The following is a 23,040-nucleotide window of genomic DNA, read 5'->3' on the forward strand; positions in this document are numbered from 1 at the left end:
TTGGTTTCGCGCCTGCTCAAACTGCACATCCCTCCAGGGGGGAAAATATACTTACGTGCGAGTCCAACCTCCGCTGACTTACTTACTAACGTTGCGAGCCAACACTACTTCAAAAGTAGACCCCTGTCCCAGCTTACTCTCTACTGATATTTTACCGTGCATTAATTGTACTAATGAGCTAGTGATGGCAAGTCCCAAACCTGTACCAGCATACCTTTTGGAGAGAGATTGATCGACTTGCCGAAATTCTTCAAAAATATGGTTTAGGTTTTCCTGGGCAATGCCGATACCTGTATCTTTAACAGCGATCGCAACTTCATCAGGAGAAACTTCCCGCAGCTTGACCCATACACCACCGAAATCGGTAAACTTAATCGCATTGGAAAGAAGATTTACCAAAATTTGCCGCACGCGAGCGCTATCGTTTATTATTTGCGGGTTAGCTAAATCTGCCTGAACCTCTAAACTCAGATGCTTCTCCGAAGCAAGCGATCGCAATTCATCAGTTGTTGCTCTCACTAGATGCACCAGGTTAAATTCGTCTGGTTTGAGTTGCAGTTTTCCGGCTTCAATTTTCGATAAGTCGAGAATGTCATTGATTAGCGTTAACAGGTGTTTGCCATTGCTGAGAATCCGTTGCACCATGTCTTCTTGGTGCTGGGTAAGCTTATTTTGCCGCTGGCGCAACAGTAACTGAGAAAACCCAATCACAGCATTCATTGGTGTCCGCAGTTCGTGGGACATGGTGGCGAGAAACTGCGATTTCAATCTAGCAGCTTCCATTAATTGCAGGTTTTGCAGTTGAATCTGAGTTGAAAGGCTTTCCAAATCCCGGTTTTGTTGAGCCAAGATTTCATTCTGGTAAGCTAAACGTTCCTCTCGCTCCTCTAAAGTATTAATCAGACGAGCATTATTGATTGCGATCGCTGCTTGTTCTCCCACCGCCGCCAGCAGAAATCCGTCTTCCTGGTCAAAAGCATGAGTGTCTTCCCAGTTACCAATCGCCAGCACTCCTAACCGTCCCGCCTGCGCCGACTCAATCGCCACCACATACATCGAAGCAGCCATCTCGGAACCTTGGCTGTGCCCCTCTTTCCCTCTTTCCTCGTCCTGAATCAGCTGGGAAACTCCTGTCAAAAACACCTGAGAAAGCAATCCTTCCTCTGAACCAAAGCCATCTTCTAGCTGCAACTTGTCCGTACCTATTCCCGCCGTGACCGTCAGCACCAAGCGATCGCATTGGGGATTTTGCAACATTATGAAACAAAACTGAGCGCCTGCGATCGCATCGCAAACTGCTTGCACCATCACTCGCAACAACCCTGGTAAGTCAGACAGACGCTGGTTAAGTAAATTTGTCAGTTGCTGTAGCGTCCGCAGTTGTTGCTGTTGTTCCCCCAGAATGATAATTGCCCTACGTAAATTATTACTCGCTTCCTGCGCTTCCCGGTATAGTTGCCCATTTTCCACCGATAAGGCAGCACGACGGGCGAGTTCTTCCGCCAGCGCTAAGTCTGATACGTCGTAGGCTGCTTTTACTTGGGTGCAAACCAACGAAATCGCGCCGATTGCCCGCCCGCGCACCAACAGCGGCACTACTATATAAGAGCGGAAGCCCATATCCCGAACTATTTGCAGGTGTTCGGCATCGCGGGTAGCGGCTACCAATATGTCGTCGGTAATTTCTGGAACTAATTCCGAGTTGCCAGTACGCAACACTTTCATCGCCGGATGTTCTCCGTTGATATCCGGCGGGTAGCGGTGCTTTAGCTGGCGCACCAAATTTTCTTGGCTGGGATCTGAAACAGCCGCCCCCAGCCGACGCACTAAGCCATCTGCTTCCAAAATGTCTATTAGGCACACGTCTGCTATGTGAGCCACCACCAGTCGCGCCAGAGTTTCCATAGTTCCCTGGTAGTCTAGGGAAGCAGAGAGGACGGCACTAGCCTCAGCCAGGAAACGCTGCCTTTCTAAAGCTTGCTTGCGCTCCGTAATGTCGCTAATAATACCGGACATCCGGAACGCTTTGCCTGTGCTATCCCGTTGAGCTTTGCCTTTGGCAATACAGTAACGATATTCCCCGGAGACATGGCGCAGTCTAAATTCCACATTACATTCACGCTCTAGGTCTAGGTGAGCGGTGACGATCTTGATAATCCCCTGTCTATCTTCTGGATGTATTAGTTGACAAAACGCATCGTAAGTGCTTACAAACCCATCGCCGGACAAGCCAGTGATTTCAAAACAGCGCTCATTGCAGTAAATTTGGTTTCTACTGATATCCCAGTCCCAAATCCCGTCGTTTGATCCTTCTAGAACAAATCGGTAGCGTTGTTCGCTTTCTTGAAGTAGCTGATTGGCTGTCTGGGCAAGCGTTTCAGCCCGATTTAGCCGAATGGCATTTCTGAGCGACCGGGCGAGACTTTCTGGGGAGACTTTGCTTTTAGAAATATAATCTGATGCACCTGCTTTCATCACCTCGACGGCGATTTGTTCGTCTCCTTGGCCAGTTAATACTACCAGGGCGGCTTTAAACCCAGACGAGCGGATATCTTGCACCAAGCTCAGTCCGTCACCGTCGGGGAGGCGATAGTCGAGAAAGACGCAGTCAAAATCATCACGACGTAAAGATGCGATCGCTTCTTGACAATTGATTGCTTCCACCACCTCCATTTTTATGCCAGCAGTTTTTAGCGATCGCCGCACCGCCATTCGATCTACTTCATCGTCATCAACTATCAGTATCTTTAAAGTTTCTTCCATATAAATTAGTTTTTAGTCTGTTGTCTGTTGACGTTTTAACGTTTGAATATTTCCAAGCTTTAATATGTTGTAATAATTTCTAACGTTTCAACTTGACAACTGACTAATTACGGCATTTCACTGAGCATCCAGTATTGATTGAGTGTTGCCACTGCTTCCACAAATTTAGTAAATGTTACTGGTTTAAGGATATAGCCTGCCACATTCAAATTATAAGCTTCTACCTTATCTTTGTCTTCATTGGAAGTAGTGAGGACAATCACGGGCGTTGCTCGGAGTTCCGGATCTGCCCGCAACTCGCGCAAAAACTCAATCCCGCCCATTTTCGGCATATTTAGGTCGAGTAAGATTAACCGACGCTCTCGCGGAATTTTTGTTACATTGTCCTCATCCCGCAAAATAGCCAGCGCTTCTAACCCATTGTGGGCGACATAAAACGGATTGGTGATATTGTTTTTTTTAAAGGCTCGTCGCACCGTCATCACATCAACTTCATCGTCATCAACCAGTAACAAGTTTGTCATTTTACCTTCCATATTTTAAAGATAATTGAAACTGGTAATTGGGTGCATCCTCCCCCAGTCTCCAATCACTTACTTTTTGGCTATTTGGGCCAGGTGAAATAGAAAGTTGCTCCTTGCCCTAATTGAGATTTCAGCCAAATTGTTCCTCCTTGCTGTTCAATGATTTTCTTAACAATAGCTAGACCAACACCAGTATTTTCTACCTTGTCTCGCGCTTCCAGTGTCTGAAACATCACGAAAACTTTTTCATGATATTGGGGAGCGATCCCATTTCCGTCATCTGCGACAGCAAATTCGTAGCACGTTTCTCTATTCTGGACAGATATTGTCACATTTCCCTCTGACCGAGGGTGGTGTTTAATACAGTTGCTCAGCAGATTAGCAAACACTTGCTCTAAGAGCAAGCGTCCTGTAAATAACGTTGGCATTTCCGGCTCTATGGTAATGGTAAAGGTTGGAGGAGCTGCCAAGGAGCCGATAATATTTGCCAGCAAGGTTGCTACGTTTACAAGTTCTGGTGGTTTGCTCACCCGTCCGACGCGGGAATACTGCAAAAGTGCATTAATTAGTGCTTCCATGCGATGAACGCGCCCGCGCAGTAAATCCATGTTACGGCGCGTTTCCAGATCGAGTTTATCTTCGATATCTTCTTCAATCCAAGTCGAGAGATTTGCGATCGCTCTCAATGGTGCCTTCAAGTCATGGGAGACAATATAAGCAAACTGGTCGAGTTCTTTGTTGCGTTTCTCTAGGTCAGCGTTAGTCTGGGCGAGAATACTACTCAGACGGGCTAATTCCTCCGCACGGGCTAGCAAATCTTCTTCAGCTTTTTTGCGCTCGCTGATGTCAACACAAGAGCCAATATAGCCAGCAAAAGTGCCATCGGGTGTAAATCGCGGTCTTCCTGTATCCAAAACCCAGCGATACTCCCCATCTGCACGCAAAAGACGGTATTCCATCTGGAAATTTTCGCGGACATGAAAAGCCGTCATGTAGGTATCCAAGCAACGTTGGAAATCATCTGGATGCACTCCTTGAGTCCAACCGTGGCCCATTTCTTGCTCCAGAGTCCGTCCTCCGAAGGTAAGCCAACTTTGATTGAAGAAATTACACAACCCATCTGTCCCCGACATCCATAACAACACTGGCGCACTATCTGCCATTGTGCGGAAACGTTCTTCGCTTTCTTGCAATGCTGCTTGCGATCGCTTACGCTCAGTCAGTTCTTGTTCCACTGTTTGGAACAGACGAGCGTTGTCAACTGCTAAAGCAGCACGACGAGCCAGTTCAGAGGCAAATATGAGGTCAGATTCGTTGTAGTGACGATTAGACTCAGCCCAGACAAAGGTAATCGCCCCCAGTGTCCGCCCGCGAGCTACCAACGGTACGATCATTGCAGATGTGTAGCCAATTTGCCTGAGCAGTTCCAGTTGTTCTGCGTCGCGGGCTACCTCCACCAGGAGCGAGTCGGGAATCTCTGGGTATAATTCTGCCTGACCAGTACGCAGCACCTTCGCCAGACCATACGGCTCGTTCATGTCGGGGGGGTAGCGTTGATGCAATTGTTGCGCCCATTCCACCTTTGACGGGTCTACATGGATAACTGCCAAGCGGCGGGGTGTCTGTTCCTCATCAAGGATATCGACGCAGCACCAGTCAGCCAGATGGGGGACGGCGAGGTGAGCCAAGGTTTCCAGGGTGGTTTGGTAGTCAAGGCTGTTAGAAAGTAGGGTGCTAGCCTCGACAAGAAACTGCTGTTGTTCTTGCGATCGCTTATTCTCGGTGATATCCATGCACACGCCGAGCATTCTGACTGCATTTCCTGTTTCGTCGCAAAAAACCTGACCTTTTCCCCCAATCCAGCAGATATTGCCGTTAGGCGAAATAATCCGGAATTCAATGGCGTAATTGGTTTTCTGCTCTACAGATTGCGCGATCGCTTTCTCTACAAACTCCCGGTCTTCCGGATAAATCTTTTCAACAAAATCTGCAAAAGTGCCGCTTCCAGTAGCTATAGCATTCATAGGTTCCAGCGTATCCGACCACGCCAGCTCCCCTGTCAGAATGTTCCAGTCCCAAATCCCCATTACTCCCGCGTCTAGGGATAACCGCAGTCTCTCCTCACTTTTACGCAGCGCTGTTTCCGTCTGCTGTCGCTCAGTAATATCTAAAATCAGAGACAGCACTGAAACGACATTCCCCGACTCATCTACTAAAGCCGAGTTGTACCACTCGCAGTAGACAATCGAGCCATCTTTTGTATAGTTCCGGTTGTGGGAAATATTACGCCGTTCGCTGCCATTGAGTAACCGGGATACTACCCCATTGACAGATGCCAAATCTTCTGGTAATACGAATTTCCATTCGCTCGGATGTTTACCCATTAGTTGGTCGCTTTCCCATCCGAATAGGGTTTCGGCTTGCTGCGACCACTTGATCACCCGAAAGTTACTATCCCACTCGATGACTGCTAGTGGCGAGTTTTCTAGATGAAAGCTGAGTATCTGGAGTGGATCTTGTGTAGTTTCTTGTTGTTGGGTAGGGATAGCGCGATCGCCTTGCAGCTTTTGGCGATAAGTATTAACCACACTCGCTACGCTTGCTGTCGCCAAAGTAGTTTTACTTTCGCGACTTCTAGTTGCTTGATGCTTTTTTACCTGCAAGAAAGCGGCTAAAATAGAGGTCAACATTCCTCTTTTGATGCCACTATACAAGACACTAATTAAAATAGCCATAAAAATTAAGCTAAAGTAGCCATTTTTATCGCTATTTATATTGAGAGTGTCTACTAGCAGTTTAATTAGCAAAGCTAGTATTACCGCTACTATAGGGACACCGTAACGCATAAGCTAAGAGCAAACCACTAGGCAAAAGCTCCATCCTCCTAATGACAAAATGCCACACAACAGCTGCTTCGACATCCACCACTAGGAGGGCAACTAATTTTTTTAATAGTTTTGGGTTTTGAGTAAAAACGCCTTCTAAATGTAGAGACTTTGCTAGCAAAGTCTCTACACGCGGGTACACAAACAGGACTTAGGCAGTTAATTAGTGAATGCCTGATTCTGTCGTAGGGGCATGGCAATGCCATGCCCCTACAGCGTGTTGACGTGCGTAAGCCCTAACAAACCAAGCTACCCTCCCCCAAGGGGAAGGCTTAGCCTACAGCCTAGAGGCGTATATTTAACAAGGAAACTTCTCGCCTCTCAACTCCTAACTCATAACTTCTAACTCCTCGCTTCTTGGCGGAAATTTAGACCAGGTAAAGCGAAATGTCGATCCTTGACCTATTTGAGATTCCAAGCGGACGCTTCCCCCTTGAGTCTCGACAATTTTTTTAACTAGAGATAAACCAACGCCAGTGTTTTCCGCCGTATCGCGGGCTTTTAAGGTTTGAAAAATCTCAAAAACTTTCTCATGGTACTCGGTAGCAATTCCTGGCCCATCATCTGCTACGGCAAATTCGTAAAAGTTGCCTTGGTCTTGAACAGATATTGTCACCGTTCCATCGGCTCGATCGTGGTGTTTGATGGCGTTGGAAAGCAGGTTGGCAAAAACTTGTTGTAAGAGCAGGCGTTGGGTGGAAAGAGTAGGCATTCCTGGTTGTACGCTGATGGTAAAGGCGGGTGGGGGTGCTAGGGAGTCTACGATCTCTGCTAGTAAGTTAGCAACGTCCACTTTTTCAACTGATGCTTTGACTCTTCCGACGCGGGAATAATGGAGGATGCCATCGATCAGTGCTTCCATACGATGAACGCGCGATCGCAGTAAAGTTATATTGCGCTGGGTTTCTTCGGATTCACCAGGTAAATCTTCTTCAATCCAAGTGGAGAGGTTAGCGATCGCTCTCAAGGGTGCTTTCAGGTCATGGGAGACAATATAAGCAAACTGGTCGAGTTCTTGGTTACGTTTTTCTAGGGCGGTGTTAGTTTGAACCAAGATAGAACCAAGTCTGGCTAATTCCCCTGCACGCGATCGCAAATCTTCTTCAGCTTTTTTGCGGTCGGTGATGTCGCTGTTAATTTCCAGAATTGCTAACGGTTCCCCGTCATCATCCACCTGCAACGACCAACGACTAGAAACAGTAATCTTGCTTCCGTCGCGCTTGGTGTGAACAACTTCACCCTTCCAATAACCTTCTTCTTGGAAGACTTCTTGAATTTCTTCTAACGGTTGCGGAAATTCGGTTTTGAATAAGGCGTGGCTCAATTGACCAATGGCTTCTTCTTTTCTCCAGCCATAAATCCGCACTGCACCCTGATTCCAATAGGTAATCAGATCGTGGCGATCGCGCACAATAATCGTATCATTTGCCAAGTCGAGCAGAGTCGCTTGTTTTCGCAGAATTTCCTCCGACTGTTTGCGCTCCGTAATGTCGCGGACAATCCCAATTAACAGGTGCTGATTGTCCAATCGCATTTCGCTAAAGACTAACTCCATCGGGAACACTGTCCCATTCTGCCGCTGTCCCACCGTCTCTTGCAGCCGCCGAATTTTGGAATAGTCATTGCCAACAAAGCGGTTTAGAGTTTGGACACTATCACCGCTAAAGTATTGTGCCAGCAAGAGTTTTAGGTTTTTGCCAACAACTTCCTCTGGTTCATAACCAAACATCATCCCCGCAGCTTTATTAAAAGACTCCAGGTGTCCCTGCTCATTGATAGTAATAATCCCATCAACCACATTATCCAAAATTGCTTGGATGCGAATGTTACTTTCGCGCAAGCCAGTTTGCCGTTCTGCAAGTTCCCGGTCTAACTGGTCAAACAGATACACAGCTGCCAGCGAGCCTAGCACCCCAAGTATGACCGTAGTGCCTAGTACGCCTATGGTCATTACCTGCTGCTGGTTTAATTCCTGTTTGCGCTGAGAAAGCAGTATCTCCTCTTCCCTAGAAAAATCAGTAATTTGCCGACGAATGGCATCCATAGTGATTTTGTCTTGAGCATCCAATCTGAAGGTGTCAGTGGCTCCTTGTTGGATGGCTCTTAACCTAGCCACATTTTGGTTCATAATGTCGATTTTTCGCTGGGAAAGCGATTGAATCTCTCGGACTCGTTGTTGCTGTTCTGGTTTATCTTTGACTAGCTGACTCAGTTCCTCAATAGTGTGAGGAATGCTAGCCATCCCAGAATCATAGGGTTGCAGATATTCAGGGCGATTCGTCAGAGCATAACCCCGAACTCCAGTTTCGGCATTCACTAAAGCTGTGAGCAAGCGATTGGCATACAAAAGCACCTTTTGAGTATGGTCTACATACTGTTGCGCCACTGCGTTACTGCGTTGAAGTGCCGCAAACGCTACTACTGAAGTTAAAAGACACAAAATGGGAATGGCGATAATCAGCGCACCCCGCCGACGCACGGGTAAGTCTGACCAGAGAAGACGCAGTTGTTGAGTTCCAGAGGCGGTCATTACGAACTTTTTGTTTTGTGCTTTTATTTCAATCCCTGATAGGGATTAATATAGAACCACCCCTGTTCCAACAAGTCAAACCCTAATAGGCATTAGGCAGACTATACCATGTCCATGACGCAACGCTGTATTTGCTTTGCCCTAATCCCCAATCCCTCTTGAAGATCGAGATTTTAAGAAATCCGCAAAAAGGGTGATTCTAAGGCTGCCAACCCGGTATACTCATACCAGCGCTAGTTGAAAACCGTGATTGTTCTAATGGCACCGACTCAAGCAATGTGGAGAATTATAGCCGATAACATCCAGCGATTTCCAGCAACGCCTATGTCTGGCTGCGATCGCGTGGTTTGCTTTGGCTGTGTTCCGTGTTTAAGTATAGGGTCTTGACAAAATCAAGAGCAGTGGTGGTTTAAAGGGCGCGATCGCTCACAGGTTTGTACTACAATTAACCAGTCCCTAAACTGTCACCAGAAACAAACGCTGCCCTTGACATTAATGTAGTGTAATGTTTACCTAGACTACCCTTAGTAAACAAAAGCGCTGAAATTTGCTTGGGAGGGAATAAATTATCAGAACACTGAAGGGATGCACTTTAATTGACTGCTGCAAAATGTTTATAAACTCAATTATTTTAAGAAAGTCATAGAATTGGAAAGTGTGGAAGTAGAAGATGAGCCAAATTCGCGTAGCTTTAATTGAAGACCACGACCTAACCAGGGTCGGGATACGAACAGCGCTGCAACAGCGTGGGGAAATAGAATTTGTCGGCGAGGCAGCAAATGCCGCCGAAGGTCTGAAGTTACTGGAAGCGACCAAGCCAGATGTCGCCATTGTCGATATTGGTCTGCCAGATATGGACGGGATTGAATTAACAAGAACGTTCAAAGAAGCGCAGGCAGCATTGGAAGACCCAGCTAACACGAAAGTATTGGTGTTGACCTTGCAAGATGACGAAGAAGCAGTGCTGGCGGCATTCGCAGCAGGTGCAGACTCGTACTGCATGAAGAATATCAGTTTTGATAAATTGCTCGAAGCGCTGCAAGTGACTCACGAAGGCAACGGATGGATCGATCCAGCGATCGCCCGAATTGTCTTAAGGCAGACCAGAGCCAGTCAAGCAGGAGGCGATTTAGCACCTGCATCAAAAACGGTAATAATTCATGCTACAGAGCCAGAATACTCTCAGCTAATAGAAGCTTACCCCCTGACAGAAAGGGAATTGGAAGTTCTCCAACTGATTGTTGAAGGCTGTAGCAATGCCGCGATCGCCGAAAAACTATACATCACCGTAGGAACCGTAAAAACCCACGTCCGGAACATCTTAAATAAGCTGTGTGCCGATGACCGCACCCAAGCAGCTGTGCGTGCATTGCGCTCTGGTTTAGTAGGATAAACACTCTTGAGCCATCAGAGTTTGAAATGCAAAATTAAAAATTAAAAAAGCGATGATTAATTTATTAATTTTGCATTTTAAACTTTTTATCAGCTGTCGTTCTGACCAAATCATCAATCAGCGGCATCTAACAGGGTAAAAACGCTTTTAGCGTTGTCTCCGGTTGGCTGTATTAAAACAAAGTATGACCATTTGGATTACCCTTAAGCTGTCGATGTTTAATCTTAACCCTCAAGCGATATATGGAGAGGAGGTGACTGGGGAAGAGGTGAAAAGCAAAAATGGGGTGTTAGCAATTACCTTTTTTCCATTCCACAATCCACAATCCACAATCCACAATCCACAATTGGTATGAGCCGATGAGTCAGGCAGAAGGGAGCAAACTCAAACTGATGGTGGTTGATGATGAGCATGACAACCTAGATTTGCTGTATCGAACATTCCGCCGAGATTTTCGAGTCTTCAAAGCCGACAGTGCCGCCTTGGCGCTGCAAGTATTGGAGGCAGAAGGGGAAATGGCTGTGATTATCTCTGACCAGCGAATGCCCCAGATGAACGGCACGGAATTTTTAAGCAAAACAGTTGAGCGCTTCCCTGATACAATTCGCATCCTGTTAACCGGATATACGGATGTTGAAGACTTGGTGGACGCAATTAACTCAGGTCAGGTATTCAAATACATCACCAAACCCTGGAACCCAGAGAACCTGAAAGCAGTAGTTCAACAAGCTTCAGAAACTTACAAGGTTCTAAAGCAAAGAACAAACGAACTGCGCCGTGCTTTGCGACGAGAAGAACTGTTTAATGCAGTGACAACTGCCATTCGGGAGTCACTTGACTACAACAGTATGCTGCAAACGGTTGTCAATACAATTGGTCAGACATTTGAGGCAAGCCGTTGTATTCTCAGACCAGTAGAAGGCGATCGCTTGACGAGCGAAGCCTTCTCATACCAAAATCCTAATGCCGCCGCTAGTCAATTCCCTAATATTGATTCCGCCCTCGAAGCTGCCCTTGAGACTCACCAAACACAATTGGCTCAAGGCGAAGAACAAGGAACGCAATACACCCATCTAGTTGTACCCCTGATCTACCAGCAACAGCAGCAATCAGTTCTCTGCCTCTATCAGGACACTCAAAATGGGATGTGGGAACCCCAAGAAGTGCAGCTAATTGAAGGTGTTGCCGAACAAGCAGCATTGGCAATTTCTCAGGCAAAACTCTACCAGCGCACGCAACAGCAGGCTCAGCAAATGCGCGCCGAACTAGAAGTAGCACGGCAAATCCAAAACAACCTACTGCGGCAAAGCTGGCCAGAAGTAGAAGGTCTTAAGGTACAAGCCTGTTGCGTAGCAGCTAGAGAAGTGGGGGGTGATTTTTTTGAAGTATATTTCCATCCCCAAGGCGACATCTGGCTGGCAGTAGGAGATGTATCTGGTAAAGGCGTACCAGCCGCGTTATTTATGGCTAGTGCGATTTCCGTGTTGCGCCGGGAACTGGCTCAAGAAATTTCTCCGGAGCCAGATGTCGTAATGCGGAATTTAAACAGTATTATGTCAGATGATTTAGTCAGCACTAACTGCTTTATTACAATGGTGCTGGCTCGTTATACCCCAGCAGATCATACTCTCGTCTATGCCAATGCTGGTCACATCTATCCCCTCATATGGTCGCATCAAGCAGTGTTGCAACAATCAGCACAACTTGAGGACTCGGCACTTGAGCCGAATTTCCTGAAGACTCGTGGCATTCCTCTAGGGATTCTACCAGTCTGGAAAGCCAAGCAGGGACAGGTAACTTTAAATGCAGGGGAAATATTCTTGCTGACGAGTGACGGGATCACCGAAGCGACTGTCACTCAGTCGAGCGAACCGGGTCAATCGGATGTTGGTGGGAGCTTGGAACCCCAGGGTAGTATGCTGACACAAGATGGTCTTTGGAAACTTCTTAGGCAAGAGCCAGCGCCTTTCAATTTGACCAACTTATTAGCCCGGATTCGAGAACAGACGAACAACGTTCAGGAAGACGACCAAACTATACTCTCTCTGGAGGTTCTTTAAATAAATGAGAACTGAGCTGCACGTACCAAGTGACTTAAAGTTTTTGACGATTGTCGAAAGCTGGCTGCTGGGCTGTTTGGAAGTTGAGCTGACCGACTCGGTTGATTGGCCTCGTCAATCGAATCGCTTACGATTGGCTTTGGTGGAGGCATACTCAAACGTGGTGCGTCATGCTCATAGAGATCAACCAAATCTGCCAGTGTTGATTCGTCTGGAGCTGAAAGAGCGGGATATTGCTCTAGAAATTTGGGATCACGGTCAGGGATTTGATTTATCAACTTATCTACCACCCAACCCGGATGATAAACAGGAAAGCGGCTATGGTTGGTTAATTATGAACCGACTGATGGACAGGGTGGAATACCGCTTACAGGTAAATGGTCGCAACTGTCTGAAGCTGGAAGCAAGCTTACCAGAGGCAACTAAAGCTTAGGGACGTATCAACGAATATTCAATTAGGGTGTCTTACAGTTAAACACAGGGGACTCAAGCAAAGCTTTTGACCTAAAATTTGCTTACCTTTTAAAGCTGGTTGTTGGCAATGGGGATGGGATAGCTTTGTAAAAAAGGTTGAATAAAAAACCTTTTTGTCAAGTTTTACTAAGAAGAATTGATTTAATCTAATTAATATTTACTATTTGAAAAAGTTAAGACATTAAATTTTAATTTTGCGTTGGCGATCGCTATGAAACACTTGTTTCCCCTGGCTCCGCGTTACCGCCTTGATGATGAATCACCCTGGCTGGAGGGAATCGATCCAGCACGCTACTACTGGATTGCGGTAAATGGTGATCGCACTCTGAAAGTAGCAATTCCTGGCTTAAATGTATGCTCTCTGGATGAGTGGAAGCAAACAATTCGGCTGTTTAAAGCTATGCAGCCAGAGGAGCAGATGAGGATAGAGCGGACAACCTGTTTTTGTACCATTCACTGTATCAGCGCAAATTGCTTTGCCGTAGCGTCTGTTGTGAATGGCGCACCCGTATGGCACCTTTTTGACCAAGAAACACTCGAAAGTCTGCTGCGGACAAGTCACCCAGATTGGGTATGCGCTCCCAAGGATCTAGAGTTATGGCGTGAGATGTTGGCACTTTCTTGGCAACAATCAGCAGCGTAATCAAATTGCCCTCGTTTCCAGGCGGGGACCCGGAATGCCAATTGGGAGGTGCCTGCTTTCTCTTCAAATTTAAGCGTGTTAGCGAAGCCAACACAGCAGGCATTCTCAGTCTGTGACTCTTAACGAGAGACAATATCATTTAGCGGCGTAGATTTAAGAGTTCTTGGGGAGATGCCAAGAGTTTGATAGTGGTGGAAATAATTTGACGTTCTGGGTTAAGGATAAATAGCCAGGAGACATTGATACCAAACACAGGTGTTTGCACTTTGCCGCTGACTTGGACTTGTGTATTAGTGTCTTCTAAAGTTTCGGCAATTCCCTGACGGGGAGAAAGTGTAAATCCTTGGGCTTCTGCTTTCAGGTAAGATGCGATCGCCTCTGGCCCCACTATCGGCGACTCAAACGGAGGATTCATTGCTCCATCTTCTGCAAACAAAGCAGCTGTTGCTTCAAAGTCACTTGCGTTCATCGTTTCAAAGTAACGCAGTACCACTGGCTCATTTAGTCCTTCAATTTTAAACTCAGTGGTAGAAACAGATTCGGTTGCGGGCAAATTGTCGGCAAGTGTCATCAGTTTAAGAAGAAACCACGCTATTAGTATTAAACAAAAAAGCAGGTTTACACCTGCTCTTTTAGAGGGATTTTCTCAAAATGTCCTGATTAGCCATTTTTATAAGAAAAACCGTACAGAAAAGCTAAAGTATATAGTCTTTTATTGAGGTTAGAATGAAATTCGGATAATTAAAAACGTATCCAAAATGAGTGTGAAAGTGTCCGTCAGCAGCAGTCAGGTGAAGCAACTCGCCTTGGAGTTAGGATTCCACAAGGCGGGAATTGCGGCTGTAGATGGGGCAGCAGACGGTTTAGAGGCGCAGAGATTGCAGGCGTGGCTGGCACAAGGCTATCAGGCAGATATGGAATGGATGGCGAATCCCAAGCGTCAGGATATTCGCCTGGTGATGCCAGAGGCGCGATCGCTCATTTGTGTTGCCCTCAACTATTACACGCCTCAGCAGCGTCCCGAAGGCAGCGAATATGCGAAAATTTCCCGTTACGGTTGGGGACGGGATTATCACAAAGTTTTGCATAAAAAGTTGAAAGCACTAGCTAACTGGTTGCAAGAACAAGGCGAAGGTATTCAGGCGCGTTACTATGCTGATACTGGGCCAGTGCAAGATAAAGCCTGGGCGCAGCAGGCTGGGATTGGCTGGACTGCCAAAAATGGGAATGTCATTACGCGAGAGTACGGTTCTTGGGTGTTTTTGGGGGAAGTTTTGACTAACCTCGACTTAACGCCTGACTTGCCTCATACTGAACATTGTGGGACTTGTACTCGTTGTCTAGATGCTTGTCCTACGGGTGCAATTACTCAGCCCTTTGTGGTAGACGCTTCGCGGTGCATCGCTTACCACACGATTGAGAATCGAACTCAAAAGTTGCCAGATGCGATCGCCCCCCATTTACAAGGCTGGGTTGCTGGTTGCGATATCTGCCAGGATGTTTGCCCTTGGAACCAGCGTTTCGCTAAGCCTACTGACCTTACAGAGTTTCAGCCTTATCCTGAAAATGTGGCTCCCACTTTAACAGAATTAGCTGAAATTTCTGATGAAGAATGGGATCGTCGGTTTCCAGCCTCAGCCCTGCGGCGGATCAAACCAGAGATGTTGCGGCGCAATGCCAGAACAAATCTAGAAGCTTCAGGCAACTAAACCAATAAAATAGGGTGGAGAAGTGGGCGGTACACAAAACAAAATTTATCCCAAGAGATACACCCAAACCAATGACCGAAAAAGCCATTATTTTTGATTTTGATGGCACAATTGCTGATACGTTCGATGCCATTGTGAGTATTACTAATTGTTTAGCCTTAGAATTTGGTTATAAGCTAGCCACTCTAGAGGATATAGAACAATTCCGAAATTTAAGTTCTAGAGAAATTATTCACAAATCTGGTGTTTCCTTCTTTAAGTTACCCTTTCTGCTCAGGAAAGTTAGAGCAGGCTTAAATAATAAAATTCAAGAGCTAAAACCATTTCCCGGAATTAAAGAAGCTCTTATAGAGCTAAAAGCTCAAGGTAATACTTTAGGAATTATTACTTCTAATTCCCAAGATAATGTGACATTATTTTTGGAAAATAATGTATTTTTAGAAATTTTTGATTTTCTTTACTCAGCTCCTACTGTTTTTGGCAAGCACAAGGTAATAAATAGTTTTTTAAAACAACATAACATCAAACAACAAGATGTTATTTATGTTGGAGATGAAACTAGAGATATAGAAGCAGCTAGAAAAAGTAATGTGAAAGCAATCGCAGTCACTTGGGGGTTTAATTCCAAAGAAGTGTTAGCCAAGCATAATCCAGATTTTCTAATTTACAATCCCCAGGAATTGATTGAAGTTATAGAAAGCTTGAAAAAATAGGGTTTTCAAAAACAAGGCGCAGGATTAGATTACCAAATTTGTAGAAGCAAGTAGGTTGGGTTGAGGTAACGAAAACCAAAGCTAATATTGGGTTTATTGGGTTTAGGAGCATCCCTTCACCTGTCCTTCCAAAACTTTTCCTGCTGTTAAGTAGTGCCGAAAGTCATTCCTGATTTGTACAAGTTCTTGGTGTTCAAATTCTGTCAGAGTTTCTAGCGATAATAAAGGCGTGAATGAGCCGTTGTACTGCTCTTGAAATCTTAAAAAACGATGAGCATCGTCTAGAGATAAATTGCGGGCGTTTAGTGTTGTCATAAGTTAATCAATAGCTAATGGTAATAAACTTAGCAATTAGTCATTAGCAATGAGCTAATGACTAATGACTAACGCGAGGTAATTGCCATGCCAGTTTGTGGATCGAAGAAATGAATTTTTTCTGGTGTTAAGGATAACCACAAACGATCGCCTATTTTCACCTCTTTGTCTGGTGGGATTCGGACTTGTAAGGGAGATGTGGTAGGTGAATCAAGCAAAGTTACAGATAAATAAGTTTCGTTGCCTAGTGCTTCCACCAAATCGACTCGTACTTGTAGATTTTTAGGGGCGGGAACGCCGATACTTAAGTGTTCGGGACGGATGCCTAAAGTAAGCGATCGCGTGTCGTATTTTTGCAGTGTCGATGCCCAAATATCAGGTAAGGTGAGGCGAAACTGAGAATGGGTAATTAACAAAGGGGCTTTCACCTGTACTGGGAGAAAATTCATCGGCGGAGAACCGATAAATTCCGCCACGAAGCGGTTAGCAGGATGGTTATAAATTTCCAAAGGTGCGGCGATTTGCTGGATTTTACCGTGATTCATCACCGCAATGCGATCGCCCATCGTCATCGCTTCAGTTTGGTCGTGGGTGACGTATATTGTTGTCGTACCTAGTTGTCGCTGAAGCTTGACAATTTGGGCGCGAGTTTCCGCCCGGAGTTTAGCATCTAAGTTAGATAGGGGTTCGTCCATCAAAAACACTTGGGGGTTTCGCGCGATCGCGCGTCCCAGTGCAACTCGCTGCTTTTGTCCTCCCGACAGTTGTTTTGGCAACCTGTTTAAGAGCGGCTCAATTTGCAACAATTGAGCAACCGTCCGCACCTGCTCATTAATCGCTTTCTCGCGTTCGGGTATGTAGCGAAGATGTTTAGGAAGCGATCGCGTCATCTCCACCAACAGATTTTCCGCCCAAATTGGCAAAGAGGACTTAGGAGTGAGTGAAGGGTTTTTCTCCCCTTCTCCCCCTCTCCCTGTGCGTCGCAATCCAAAGGCGATGTTGTCATAAACCGTCATGTGGGGATAGAGGGCGTAGCTTTGAAACACCATCGCGATGTCTCGTTCCTTCGGCGGTAAGTCGTTCACCAAGGAGTCGCCTACCCAGATATTGCCGCCAGTCAACTCTTCGAGTCCGGCAATAATCCTTAACAGGGTACTTTTGCCGCAACCCGAAGGCCCCACCAACACCATAAACTCGCCATCTTCCACCGTCAGATGAATCCGTCGCAAAACATTCGTATTTCCAGTAGGCGAAGACTTGTCTGCTTCATCTACTGATGTCAGCAGTTCTGCCGTTACTGGTGCGACAACTTCCCCTTTACGAACGGAAAAGCTTTTGTAAACGTTCTCTATAACAACTTTTGCCACGATGAATCAATATCCACTACCAATCTATTCTCGGTTACTTACAAAGCCGCGCAACAATCAGCGTTGCACATTGATTGGATGTCCAGAATTTAGCGATCGCGTGCAGCATCTTCACGACTGGTCGCAGGTTGCCATAACTAATAGCTAATAGCTAATTGTTTTCTCTTCCCATTAGCTATTAGCTATTAGCCATTAGCTACTGACCAATAACTACATTGACGATTTTTTCGTCAGCGTTGGGTTGAAGAATGCGATCGCCTGTCCCATCTTTCCCCCAAAACCTGATTGAATCTATAGGACTTCGCACTACTCGCTCTCGACTCGTCAGCAGCATTACCGCCTCTCCCTTCCTAGCTGGTATCATTCCCAGCAAAACATCAGTTTTATCAGTAAACTGCATCACCTGAGTTCCAATGTCGCCCAAATTTCCCAATCTCAGAGTATTTTCAGGCAAGCGTTTAGCGTAACCCAACCCAGAAACCAGCAATACACTATCATCAGGACGCAGCGTTACACACCCGACAACTTGCTCACCACGGCGCAACCGGGATGCTTGCACCCCCATCGTTGCCCGTCCCATTGCCGGGAACTGTTCCTCAGTAACTTCCACCTTAAGCAAGCGCCCACCAGTAGTTGCCAAAATTAAATGTTCGCCGCTTTGAGTCAGGTTGACATACTTCAATTCATCATCTTCTTTCAATTTAATTATCGTCAAGCCGCGACCGGAAATATTAGCAAGTTCTACCATTGGTAAACGCTTAATTTTCCCCTGTTTGCTCAAAAGAATTAAATCGGCGTTTTCCGGCTCTTTTGGTAAAACAAAGTGGGAAACAATTGTTTCAGCAGCAGCTTGAGCAGAACTAGACAACAATGTTATGAGTGGCGTGCCTCGCGACTGCCCAGTTGTGGGCGGAATATCGCGAACTTTGACCGGGTAAGCTTTGCCGCCACCAGTCAGAACTATTAATTCTGCTGTAGTGTCAGTCTGCTCTAATTGCACCACAAAATCATCTGGACGACTTCCACCGTTACCTTTACCAGACGCTGATTTATTTCCACTTTTTGACAGCCGCCGCACATACCCCCGGCGGGTAAATTCCAGAGTAACTTCTTCTAAGGATTGTGGATTGTCTGTTGTTTGTTGTGGGTTGTCGGCTGTGGTTTTTTTGTCAGTTTTTCGTTCTTTAGCTTCAGCCGTTTGTCGCGACTTACGAGGGACAACTATTTTGGTGCGACGCGCATCTGCGAATTTACGTTTGAGAGTTCGCAAATCTTTCTTCAAAGCTTTTAGCAATTCATGGCGATCGCTTAGTAAAACCCGCAATACTCCTATTCTCTCTGAAAGTTGTTCAAACTCAGCTTGTAAGTTTTGCCTCTCCAACCCCGTCAGGCGGCGCATTGGCATTGCCAGAATTGCATCTGACTGCACTTCGCTGATGTTCAACCGTTCTTGCAGGGAGATTTTCGCACTGCTACCATCGGGAGCATTTCTCAGAATTTCAATTACAGCATCCAGCTGAGATAAAGATGCTACCAACCCTTGCACAATGTGGAGGCGTCTTTCTGCCTCCCCTAACTCGTGACTATACTGCCGAGTCAGGGTTTGTTCGCGGAAATTGATAAATTCGTGCAACATTTCGCGCAGTGTCAGTTGGCGCGGTTGTCCGTCTACCAACGCCAGCAAAATCGCTCCAAAGTTTGTACACAGCGCAGTTTGCTTGTAGAGATTACTGAGGACATCTTGAGGGTTGGCGTCTCGTTTCAGTTCTACCACCACGCGCATACCCTCGCGATCGCTCTCATCCCGCAGATCGGCGATGCCCTCCATTCGACCATGATTGACCAGTTCCGCCACCTTTTCAATCCAAGATGCTTTATTCACCTGGAAAGGCAACTCTGTCACCACCAGCGCCGTCCGCCCTCGGCGACCGCGACTGGCTGGCATTTCCTCAATCGTAGCCACTCCCCGCACCGGGATAATACCGCGCCCAGTGCTGTAAGCTTCTCTAATTCCCTCCGTGCCAATAATTTCGCCCCCAGTCGGGAAATCTGGCCCCGGAACCAGCTCCCATAACTTTTCGTCCGATAAATCAGGGCGATCGATAAGGGCAATTAAACCATCCACCACTTCACCCAAGTTGTGCGGCGGTACATTAGTCGCCATACCTACGGCAATTCCAGCGCAACCATTGAGTAACAAAATTGGCAACTGTGCTGGCAGTACAGTTGGTTCCTGTTGGGAGTTGTCAAAGTTGCCAATAAAGTCAACTGTTGCCTCGCCAATTTCGCTCAAAAGCGCTTCATTGCCAATCGGCGCTAGTCGCGTCTCTGTATAGCGCATAGCAGCTGGTGGGTCATTGTCCACCGAGCCAAAGTTACCATGACCAGCTAGTAGGGGATAGCGACTGGAAAAATCTTGCACCAGGCGCACCAAAGCGTCATAAACCGACTGGTCGCCGTGGGGGTGATATTTGCCTAAAACGTCTCCCACCACCCTCGCACACTTCCGATAAGGGCGGTCTGGAGTCAATCCCAGTTCGTGCATGGCATACAAAATACGCCGATGAACTGGCTTTAATCCATCGCGGACATCGGGTAAGGCACGCCCGACAATCACACTCATGGCATATTCAAGATATGACCGTTGCATCTCCGCGTGTAGAGGCGTGGGGATGATCTGTCCAGTCGCCAGCAGGTTCAATTGTTTCGCCATGAGTTTTATTTCCTATTTCCTGAACACACAAATTTTTTTTGCATCTAGAGATTGATGACAAATCGCTTAGCAAATGGCAACGTGACAAAGAACCTTTCACAATAGGATGGAACGCAGTTATGACCACGACTCTCCAAACAAGCGCCAAAGAAAGGAAAAACTCGATGAAAACCGTTCTGATTGTAGAAGACGATCCGATTAATGCTCGGGTTTTTTCTAAGATTCTGAGCAAACGAGGTGGCTTGGCAGTTAAGCATACCGAAAATGTAGAAGAGGTAATGCAAATTGCCCAGTCCGGAGAAGCTGACATTATTTTGATGGATGTATCCCTGGCACACAGTGTTTACCAAGGTAAGTCGGTTGATGGCATAAAAATTACCCAAATGTTGAAAGCTGATCCCCAAACGGCTAATTTGCCTATTATCCTGGTTACGGCTCACGCTATGGAGGGTGATCGGGAAAATTTCCTTAAGCAAAGCGGTGCCGATAGCTACATTTCTAAACCAGTTGTCGATCATCAACTGTTTGTGGAGCAAATTATTGCATTGTTGCCACCACAGTAGTCTTGAGTCGTAGGGGCAGTGCAATCGCCTGCCCAAAAGAGAAAGCCAAAGTATTCCACGAGAACTCGGTTGCGATCGCTTGACCAAAGACTTTAGCATTTCTGCTTTTACCTCTGGACTGGGTAAAACCCAGTTTAGTACATCTGTATTATTAAAGGAATACGTTGGCTAGTAATGGCTGTTTGCTTATGCTTACAGCTTAATTCTGGCTGAAGCGGCTTGGCAGGGAATAGCGACAAGTGTTATCCGCTGCAAACTCCGCTCCCGCGTAAGTTGGGGGATGAGTCCAAAAACCTAGCGCCCTAGCAGAAATTCTATTTTATTGTCTGCCCCCTAAGAAATTTCGCCCAGATGCTTCCACAAACTCAACCTACAATCATTCTTTAGAAAAGTGTCAAAACTTAGCTTGATCCCCCCAGCCCCCGCGCTAACGCGCCGCTGCGCTAGAGAAAAGGAGGGAAAATCAAGTCTTAGTCCCCCTTGAGAAGGGGGATGCAAGGGGGATATACACCCTCTAAGCGTCTCGATTATGACTTTTCAAACATCCTCTAAGATTTCAGAGTTACATACATAATTCAAACATCCTCTTAGAAAGTAAGGCAACTTAGTTCATCTATATTTCCCCAAACAAAGATTCAAATTCAGCCTTTAAGGAATTAAAATCAGCGACTCTGGCAACTAATAAATTCTCTCTTCCCGCATCCTTTAACCGCTTGTTCCAATACTGGATATTTTCCGAATTGTTTACCCAGAAGTCAACTACTGTATTTAAAACTTCTTCTAAATCCCAGCCTCGCTTAGGCGGAACAACCTCGACTGATTCTAAAAAAGCGTCAAGAGTGCATTTAGGGGTTCCCAAATATTCCACCCCAATGCTGGGGTCTTTTTGAATTATTTCCTGTTGGTGGTTGAAGAAGTATAAAACGGGAGAAACACCTAAAATTTCAAAGGTATATTTCATAGCCGTCACCTGAATTTGTTCTCTCTTTGTGAGTCATACCAATTCTTAGAGGATAGTATGGTCACATTGGTTACATCCTTGGCATCCTACTAAAGTAAATTTTATTGATGTGCAATCAAGAAAAGTATCAGCCAAAAGGAGTGCGATACTGGTAGTAGGTTCTCTACCTTTAGATAAAATATACATCTAATTTAACCAAAGCCAGAGATTGTAATGATATTTTTAGCAAATATTCTAATTGAGATTACAAATTTTAAAGGAGAACTGGCGGCGCTGGGTGCCGCATTTTTGTGGGCGATCGCATCCGTAGTTTATGGTCGCTTGGGTCGGCAAATTCCACCACTGGAACTAAATTTCCTCAAGGGAATAGTAGCGATCGCTCTTTTGATTCTCACCCTACTTTATTCTGGTCAGATGCTACCTGAAATCAACTCAACTGCACTAACATTGCTGCTACTCAGCGGCGGACTGGGAATTGGCATAGGAGATACAGCTTATTTTGCCGCCATCAACTATCTGGGGCCTAGACGCACCTTAATATTAGAAACCTTAGCACCGCCCTTAGCAGCACTGCTTGCCCTGATTTTTTTACAAGAAAAGCTCAGCAGCGCTTCCTGGTGCGGTATTTTATTGACGATTTTAGGGGTTGCTTGGGTGGTGACGGAACGCTTGCCCAATTCCACCGCCAACACCACCCATCTGACTGTGCGCGGTATCAGTTGGGGAATGCTTGCAGCAGTCTCACAGGCAAATGGCGCAGTCCTCTCCCGTGCAGCGCTGGCGCAGTCGAGTATCAGCCCTTTGTGGAGTACCCTGGTGCGTTTGGGAGCTGGGGTGCTGGTATTGGTGCTGTGGTTGTTGCTCAAAGGTAAGCAGCAGAAGACTCCCGAAAGTGTCTCGACATTTAAGATTTTACAATCTTGGCAAGTGTTGGGAGCGATCGCTTTGACTTCCTTTTTCAGCACTTACCTCGGCATCTGGTTACAACAAACTTCTCTGAAATTCGCACCCGTTGGCATTTCTCAAACTCTCACCTCCACAAGCCCTTTGTTTGTTTTACCGCTGGTAATTTTGATGGGTGAAACGGTCAGTTCCAGAGCTATTCTAGGTGTTTTAATCGCATTAGGCGGTGTTGCGGTGCTATTTACTTTGCAGTAGCAAGGATGAGAATAGATTGTGGAAGCGATCGCCAGTTTTTGAGAATATAGGTATAGAGCGATCGCTTAGGAAGCATCCCACTTTTGTAAAAATGTCCGGCGACTAAAGTCGTGGCTAATATAAAGCCTGCGAAGGTAGGCTTCGTTCGTTTAGCCCTAAGCTGGAAGCCTGTGGGCTTATATTTGCAAAAACGGGATGCTCCCGATCGCTTAACTCTTATTATCAATATTTACTGGGATATATACCTAAAATAGATTTTTCTCAAATAC

At 46.1% G+C, this 23,040-nt stretch carries 19 protein-coding genes and 1 pseudogene; 10 read left to right on the forward strand and 10 right to left on the reverse strand.

Annotation, left to right across the window (positions count from 1 at the left end):
- Positions 1-78: 78 nt before the first annotated feature.
- The 4 genes from H6F63_RS24030 to H6F63_RS24045 all read right to left on the reverse strand — a co-directional run bounded on the left by H6F63_RS24030 (position 79) and on the right by H6F63_RS24045 (position 8,702).
- Positions 79-2,763 (reverse strand): ATP-binding protein, encoded by a 2,685-nt coding sequence (locus H6F63_RS24030; RefSeq protein WP_190639878.1) that lies wholly within the window; start codon positions 2,761-2,763, stop codon positions 79-81.
- Between the two features lie 107 nt (positions 2,764-2,870).
- A complete protein-coding gene (locus H6F63_RS24035; RefSeq protein ID WP_190427334.1) occupies positions 2,871-3,299 on the reverse strand; it encodes a response regulator in 429 nt (142 codons plus the stop codon).
- A 68-nt stretch (positions 3,300-3,367) separates the two neighbouring features.
- Positions 3,368-6,133: a PAS domain S-box protein gene (locus H6F63_RS24040; RefSeq protein ID WP_190639879.1), complete on the reverse strand. Its 2,766-nt coding sequence runs from the start codon at positions 6,131-6,133 to the stop codon at positions 3,368-3,370.
- Positions 6,134-6,500: 367 nt separating this feature from the next.
- Positions 6,501-8,702, reverse strand: a complete 2,202-nt coding sequence (locus H6F63_RS24045) for a PAS domain S-box protein (RefSeq protein ID WP_190639880.1) — start codon at positions 8,700-8,702, stop codon at positions 6,501-6,503.
- Positions 8,703-9,372: 670 nt separating this feature from the next.
- Here H6F63_RS24045 and H6F63_RS24050 point away from each other — a divergent pair.
- The 5 genes from H6F63_RS24050 to H6F63_RS24070 all read left to right on the forward strand — a co-directional run bounded on the left by H6F63_RS24050 (position 9,373) and on the right by H6F63_RS24070 (position 13,272).
- Positions 9,373-10,095, forward strand: a complete 723-nt coding sequence (locus H6F63_RS24050) for a response regulator transcription factor (RefSeq protein WP_190427327.1) — start codon at positions 9,373-9,375, stop codon at positions 10,093-10,095.
- Positions 10,096-10,279: 184 nt separating this feature from the next.
- Positions 10,280-10,450, forward strand: a complete 171-nt coding sequence (locus H6F63_RS24055) for a hypothetical protein (RefSeq protein WP_190639881.1) — start codon at positions 10,280-10,282, stop codon at positions 10,448-10,450.
- Between the two features lie 4 nt (positions 10,451-10,454).
- Positions 10,455-12,155 carry a SpoIIE family protein phosphatase gene (locus tag H6F63_RS24060; RefSeq protein WP_190639882.1) on the forward strand — a complete coding sequence of 567 codons (1,701 nt, stop codon included), beginning with the start codon at positions 10,455-10,457 and terminating at the stop codon, positions 12,153-12,155.
- Positions 12,156-12,159: 4 nt separating this feature from the next.
- On the forward strand, positions 12,160-12,588 hold the full coding sequence (locus tag H6F63_RS24065; protein WP_190639883.1) for an anti-sigma regulatory factor: 429 nt from the start codon (positions 12,160-12,162) through the stop codon (positions 12,586-12,588).
- Positions 12,589-12,840: 252 nt separating this feature from the next.
- Entirely contained in the window at positions 12,841-13,272 is a 432-nt protein-coding gene (locus H6F63_RS24070; RefSeq protein WP_190639884.1) for a hypothetical protein, read from the forward strand.
- Positions 13,273-13,411: 139 nt separating this feature from the next.
- Here H6F63_RS24070 and H6F63_RS24075 read toward each other — a convergent pair whose 3' ends face one another.
- On the reverse strand, positions 13,412-13,843 hold the full coding sequence (locus H6F63_RS24075) for a ketosteroid isomerase family protein (protein WP_190639885.1): 432 nt from the start codon (positions 13,841-13,843) through the stop codon (positions 13,412-13,414).
- A gap of 187 nt (positions 13,844-14,030) precedes the next feature.
- Here H6F63_RS24075 and queG point away from each other — a divergent pair, with 187 nt between their 5' ends.
- Complete coding sequence (gene queG / locus H6F63_RS24080; RefSeq protein ID WP_190639886.1) at positions 14,031-14,981, forward strand: tRNA epoxyqueuosine(34) reductase QueG; 951 nt, start codon at positions 14,031-14,033, stop codon at positions 14,979-14,981.
- Between the two features lie 71 nt (positions 14,982-15,052).
- Positions 15,053-15,694 carry an HAD-IA family hydrolase gene (locus tag H6F63_RS24085; RefSeq protein WP_190639887.1) on the forward strand — a complete coding sequence of 214 codons (642 nt, stop codon included), beginning with the start codon at positions 15,053-15,055 and terminating at the stop codon, positions 15,692-15,694.
- Between the two features lie 114 nt (positions 15,695-15,808).
- Here H6F63_RS24085 and H6F63_RS24090 read toward each other — a convergent pair.
- Positions 15,809-16,009: pseudogene (locus H6F63_RS24090) on the reverse strand (restriction endonuclease subunit R); the annotation flags it as partial.
- A 68-nt stretch (positions 16,010-16,077) separates the two neighbouring features.
- On the reverse strand, positions 16,078-17,376 hold the full coding sequence (locus H6F63_RS24095) for an ATP-binding cassette domain-containing protein (protein ID WP_190639888.1): 1,299 nt from the start codon (positions 17,374-17,376) through the stop codon (positions 16,078-16,080).
- A gap of 1 nt (position 17,377) precedes the next feature.
- Between H6F63_RS24095 and H6F63_RS24100 the strand changes: the two genes are divergently transcribed.
- On the forward strand, positions 17,378-17,524 hold the full coding sequence (locus H6F63_RS24100) for a hypothetical protein (protein ID WP_190639889.1): 147 nt from the start codon (positions 17,378-17,380) through the stop codon (positions 17,522-17,524).
- Positions 17,525-17,572: 48 nt separating this feature from the next.
- Here H6F63_RS24100 and H6F63_RS24105 read toward each other — a convergent pair whose 3' ends face one another.
- Complete coding sequence (locus H6F63_RS24105) at positions 17,573-20,089, reverse strand: DNA topoisomerase (ATP-hydrolyzing) (protein ID WP_190639890.1); 2,517 nt, start codon at positions 20,087-20,089, stop codon at positions 17,573-17,575.
- Between the two features lie 164 nt (positions 20,090-20,253).
- On the opposite strand from H6F63_RS24105, the gene H6F63_RS24110 reads away from it, so the two are divergent.
- A complete protein-coding gene (locus tag H6F63_RS24110; protein ID WP_190427293.1) occupies positions 20,254-20,652 on the forward strand; it encodes a response regulator in 399 nt (132 codons plus the stop codon).
- A gap of 613 nt (positions 20,653-21,265) precedes the next feature.
- Here H6F63_RS24110 and H6F63_RS24115 read toward each other — a convergent pair.
- Positions 21,266-21,613 (reverse strand): hypothetical protein, encoded by a 348-nt coding sequence (locus tag H6F63_RS24115; RefSeq protein WP_190427290.1) that lies wholly within the window; start codon positions 21,611-21,613, stop codon positions 21,266-21,268.
- 213 nt (positions 21,614-21,826) lie between these two features.
- Between H6F63_RS24115 and H6F63_RS24120 the strand changes: the two genes are divergently transcribed.
- Positions 21,827-22,771 carry a DMT family transporter gene (locus tag H6F63_RS24120; protein ID WP_190639891.1) on the forward strand — a complete coding sequence of 315 codons (945 nt, stop codon included), beginning with the start codon at positions 21,827-21,829 and terminating at the stop codon, positions 22,769-22,771.
- On the opposite strand, the gene H6F63_RS24125 is transcribed toward H6F63_RS24120, so the two are convergent.
- Positions 22,758-22,997, reverse strand: a complete 240-nt coding sequence (locus H6F63_RS24125; protein ID WP_190639892.1) for a hypothetical protein — start codon at positions 22,995-22,997, stop codon at positions 22,758-22,760. The two genes, H6F63_RS24120 and H6F63_RS24125, sit on opposite strands and share 14 nt — an antisense overlap.
- Between the last annotated feature and the right edge of the window lie 43 nt (positions 22,998-23,040).

Origin of the sequence: Trichocoleus sp. FACHB-40, from assembly GCF_014695915.1 — a bacterium.
Taxonomy (GTDB): Bacteria; Cyanobacteriota; Cyanobacteriia; order Cyanobacteriales; family FACHB-T130; genus Funiculus; species Funiculus sociatus.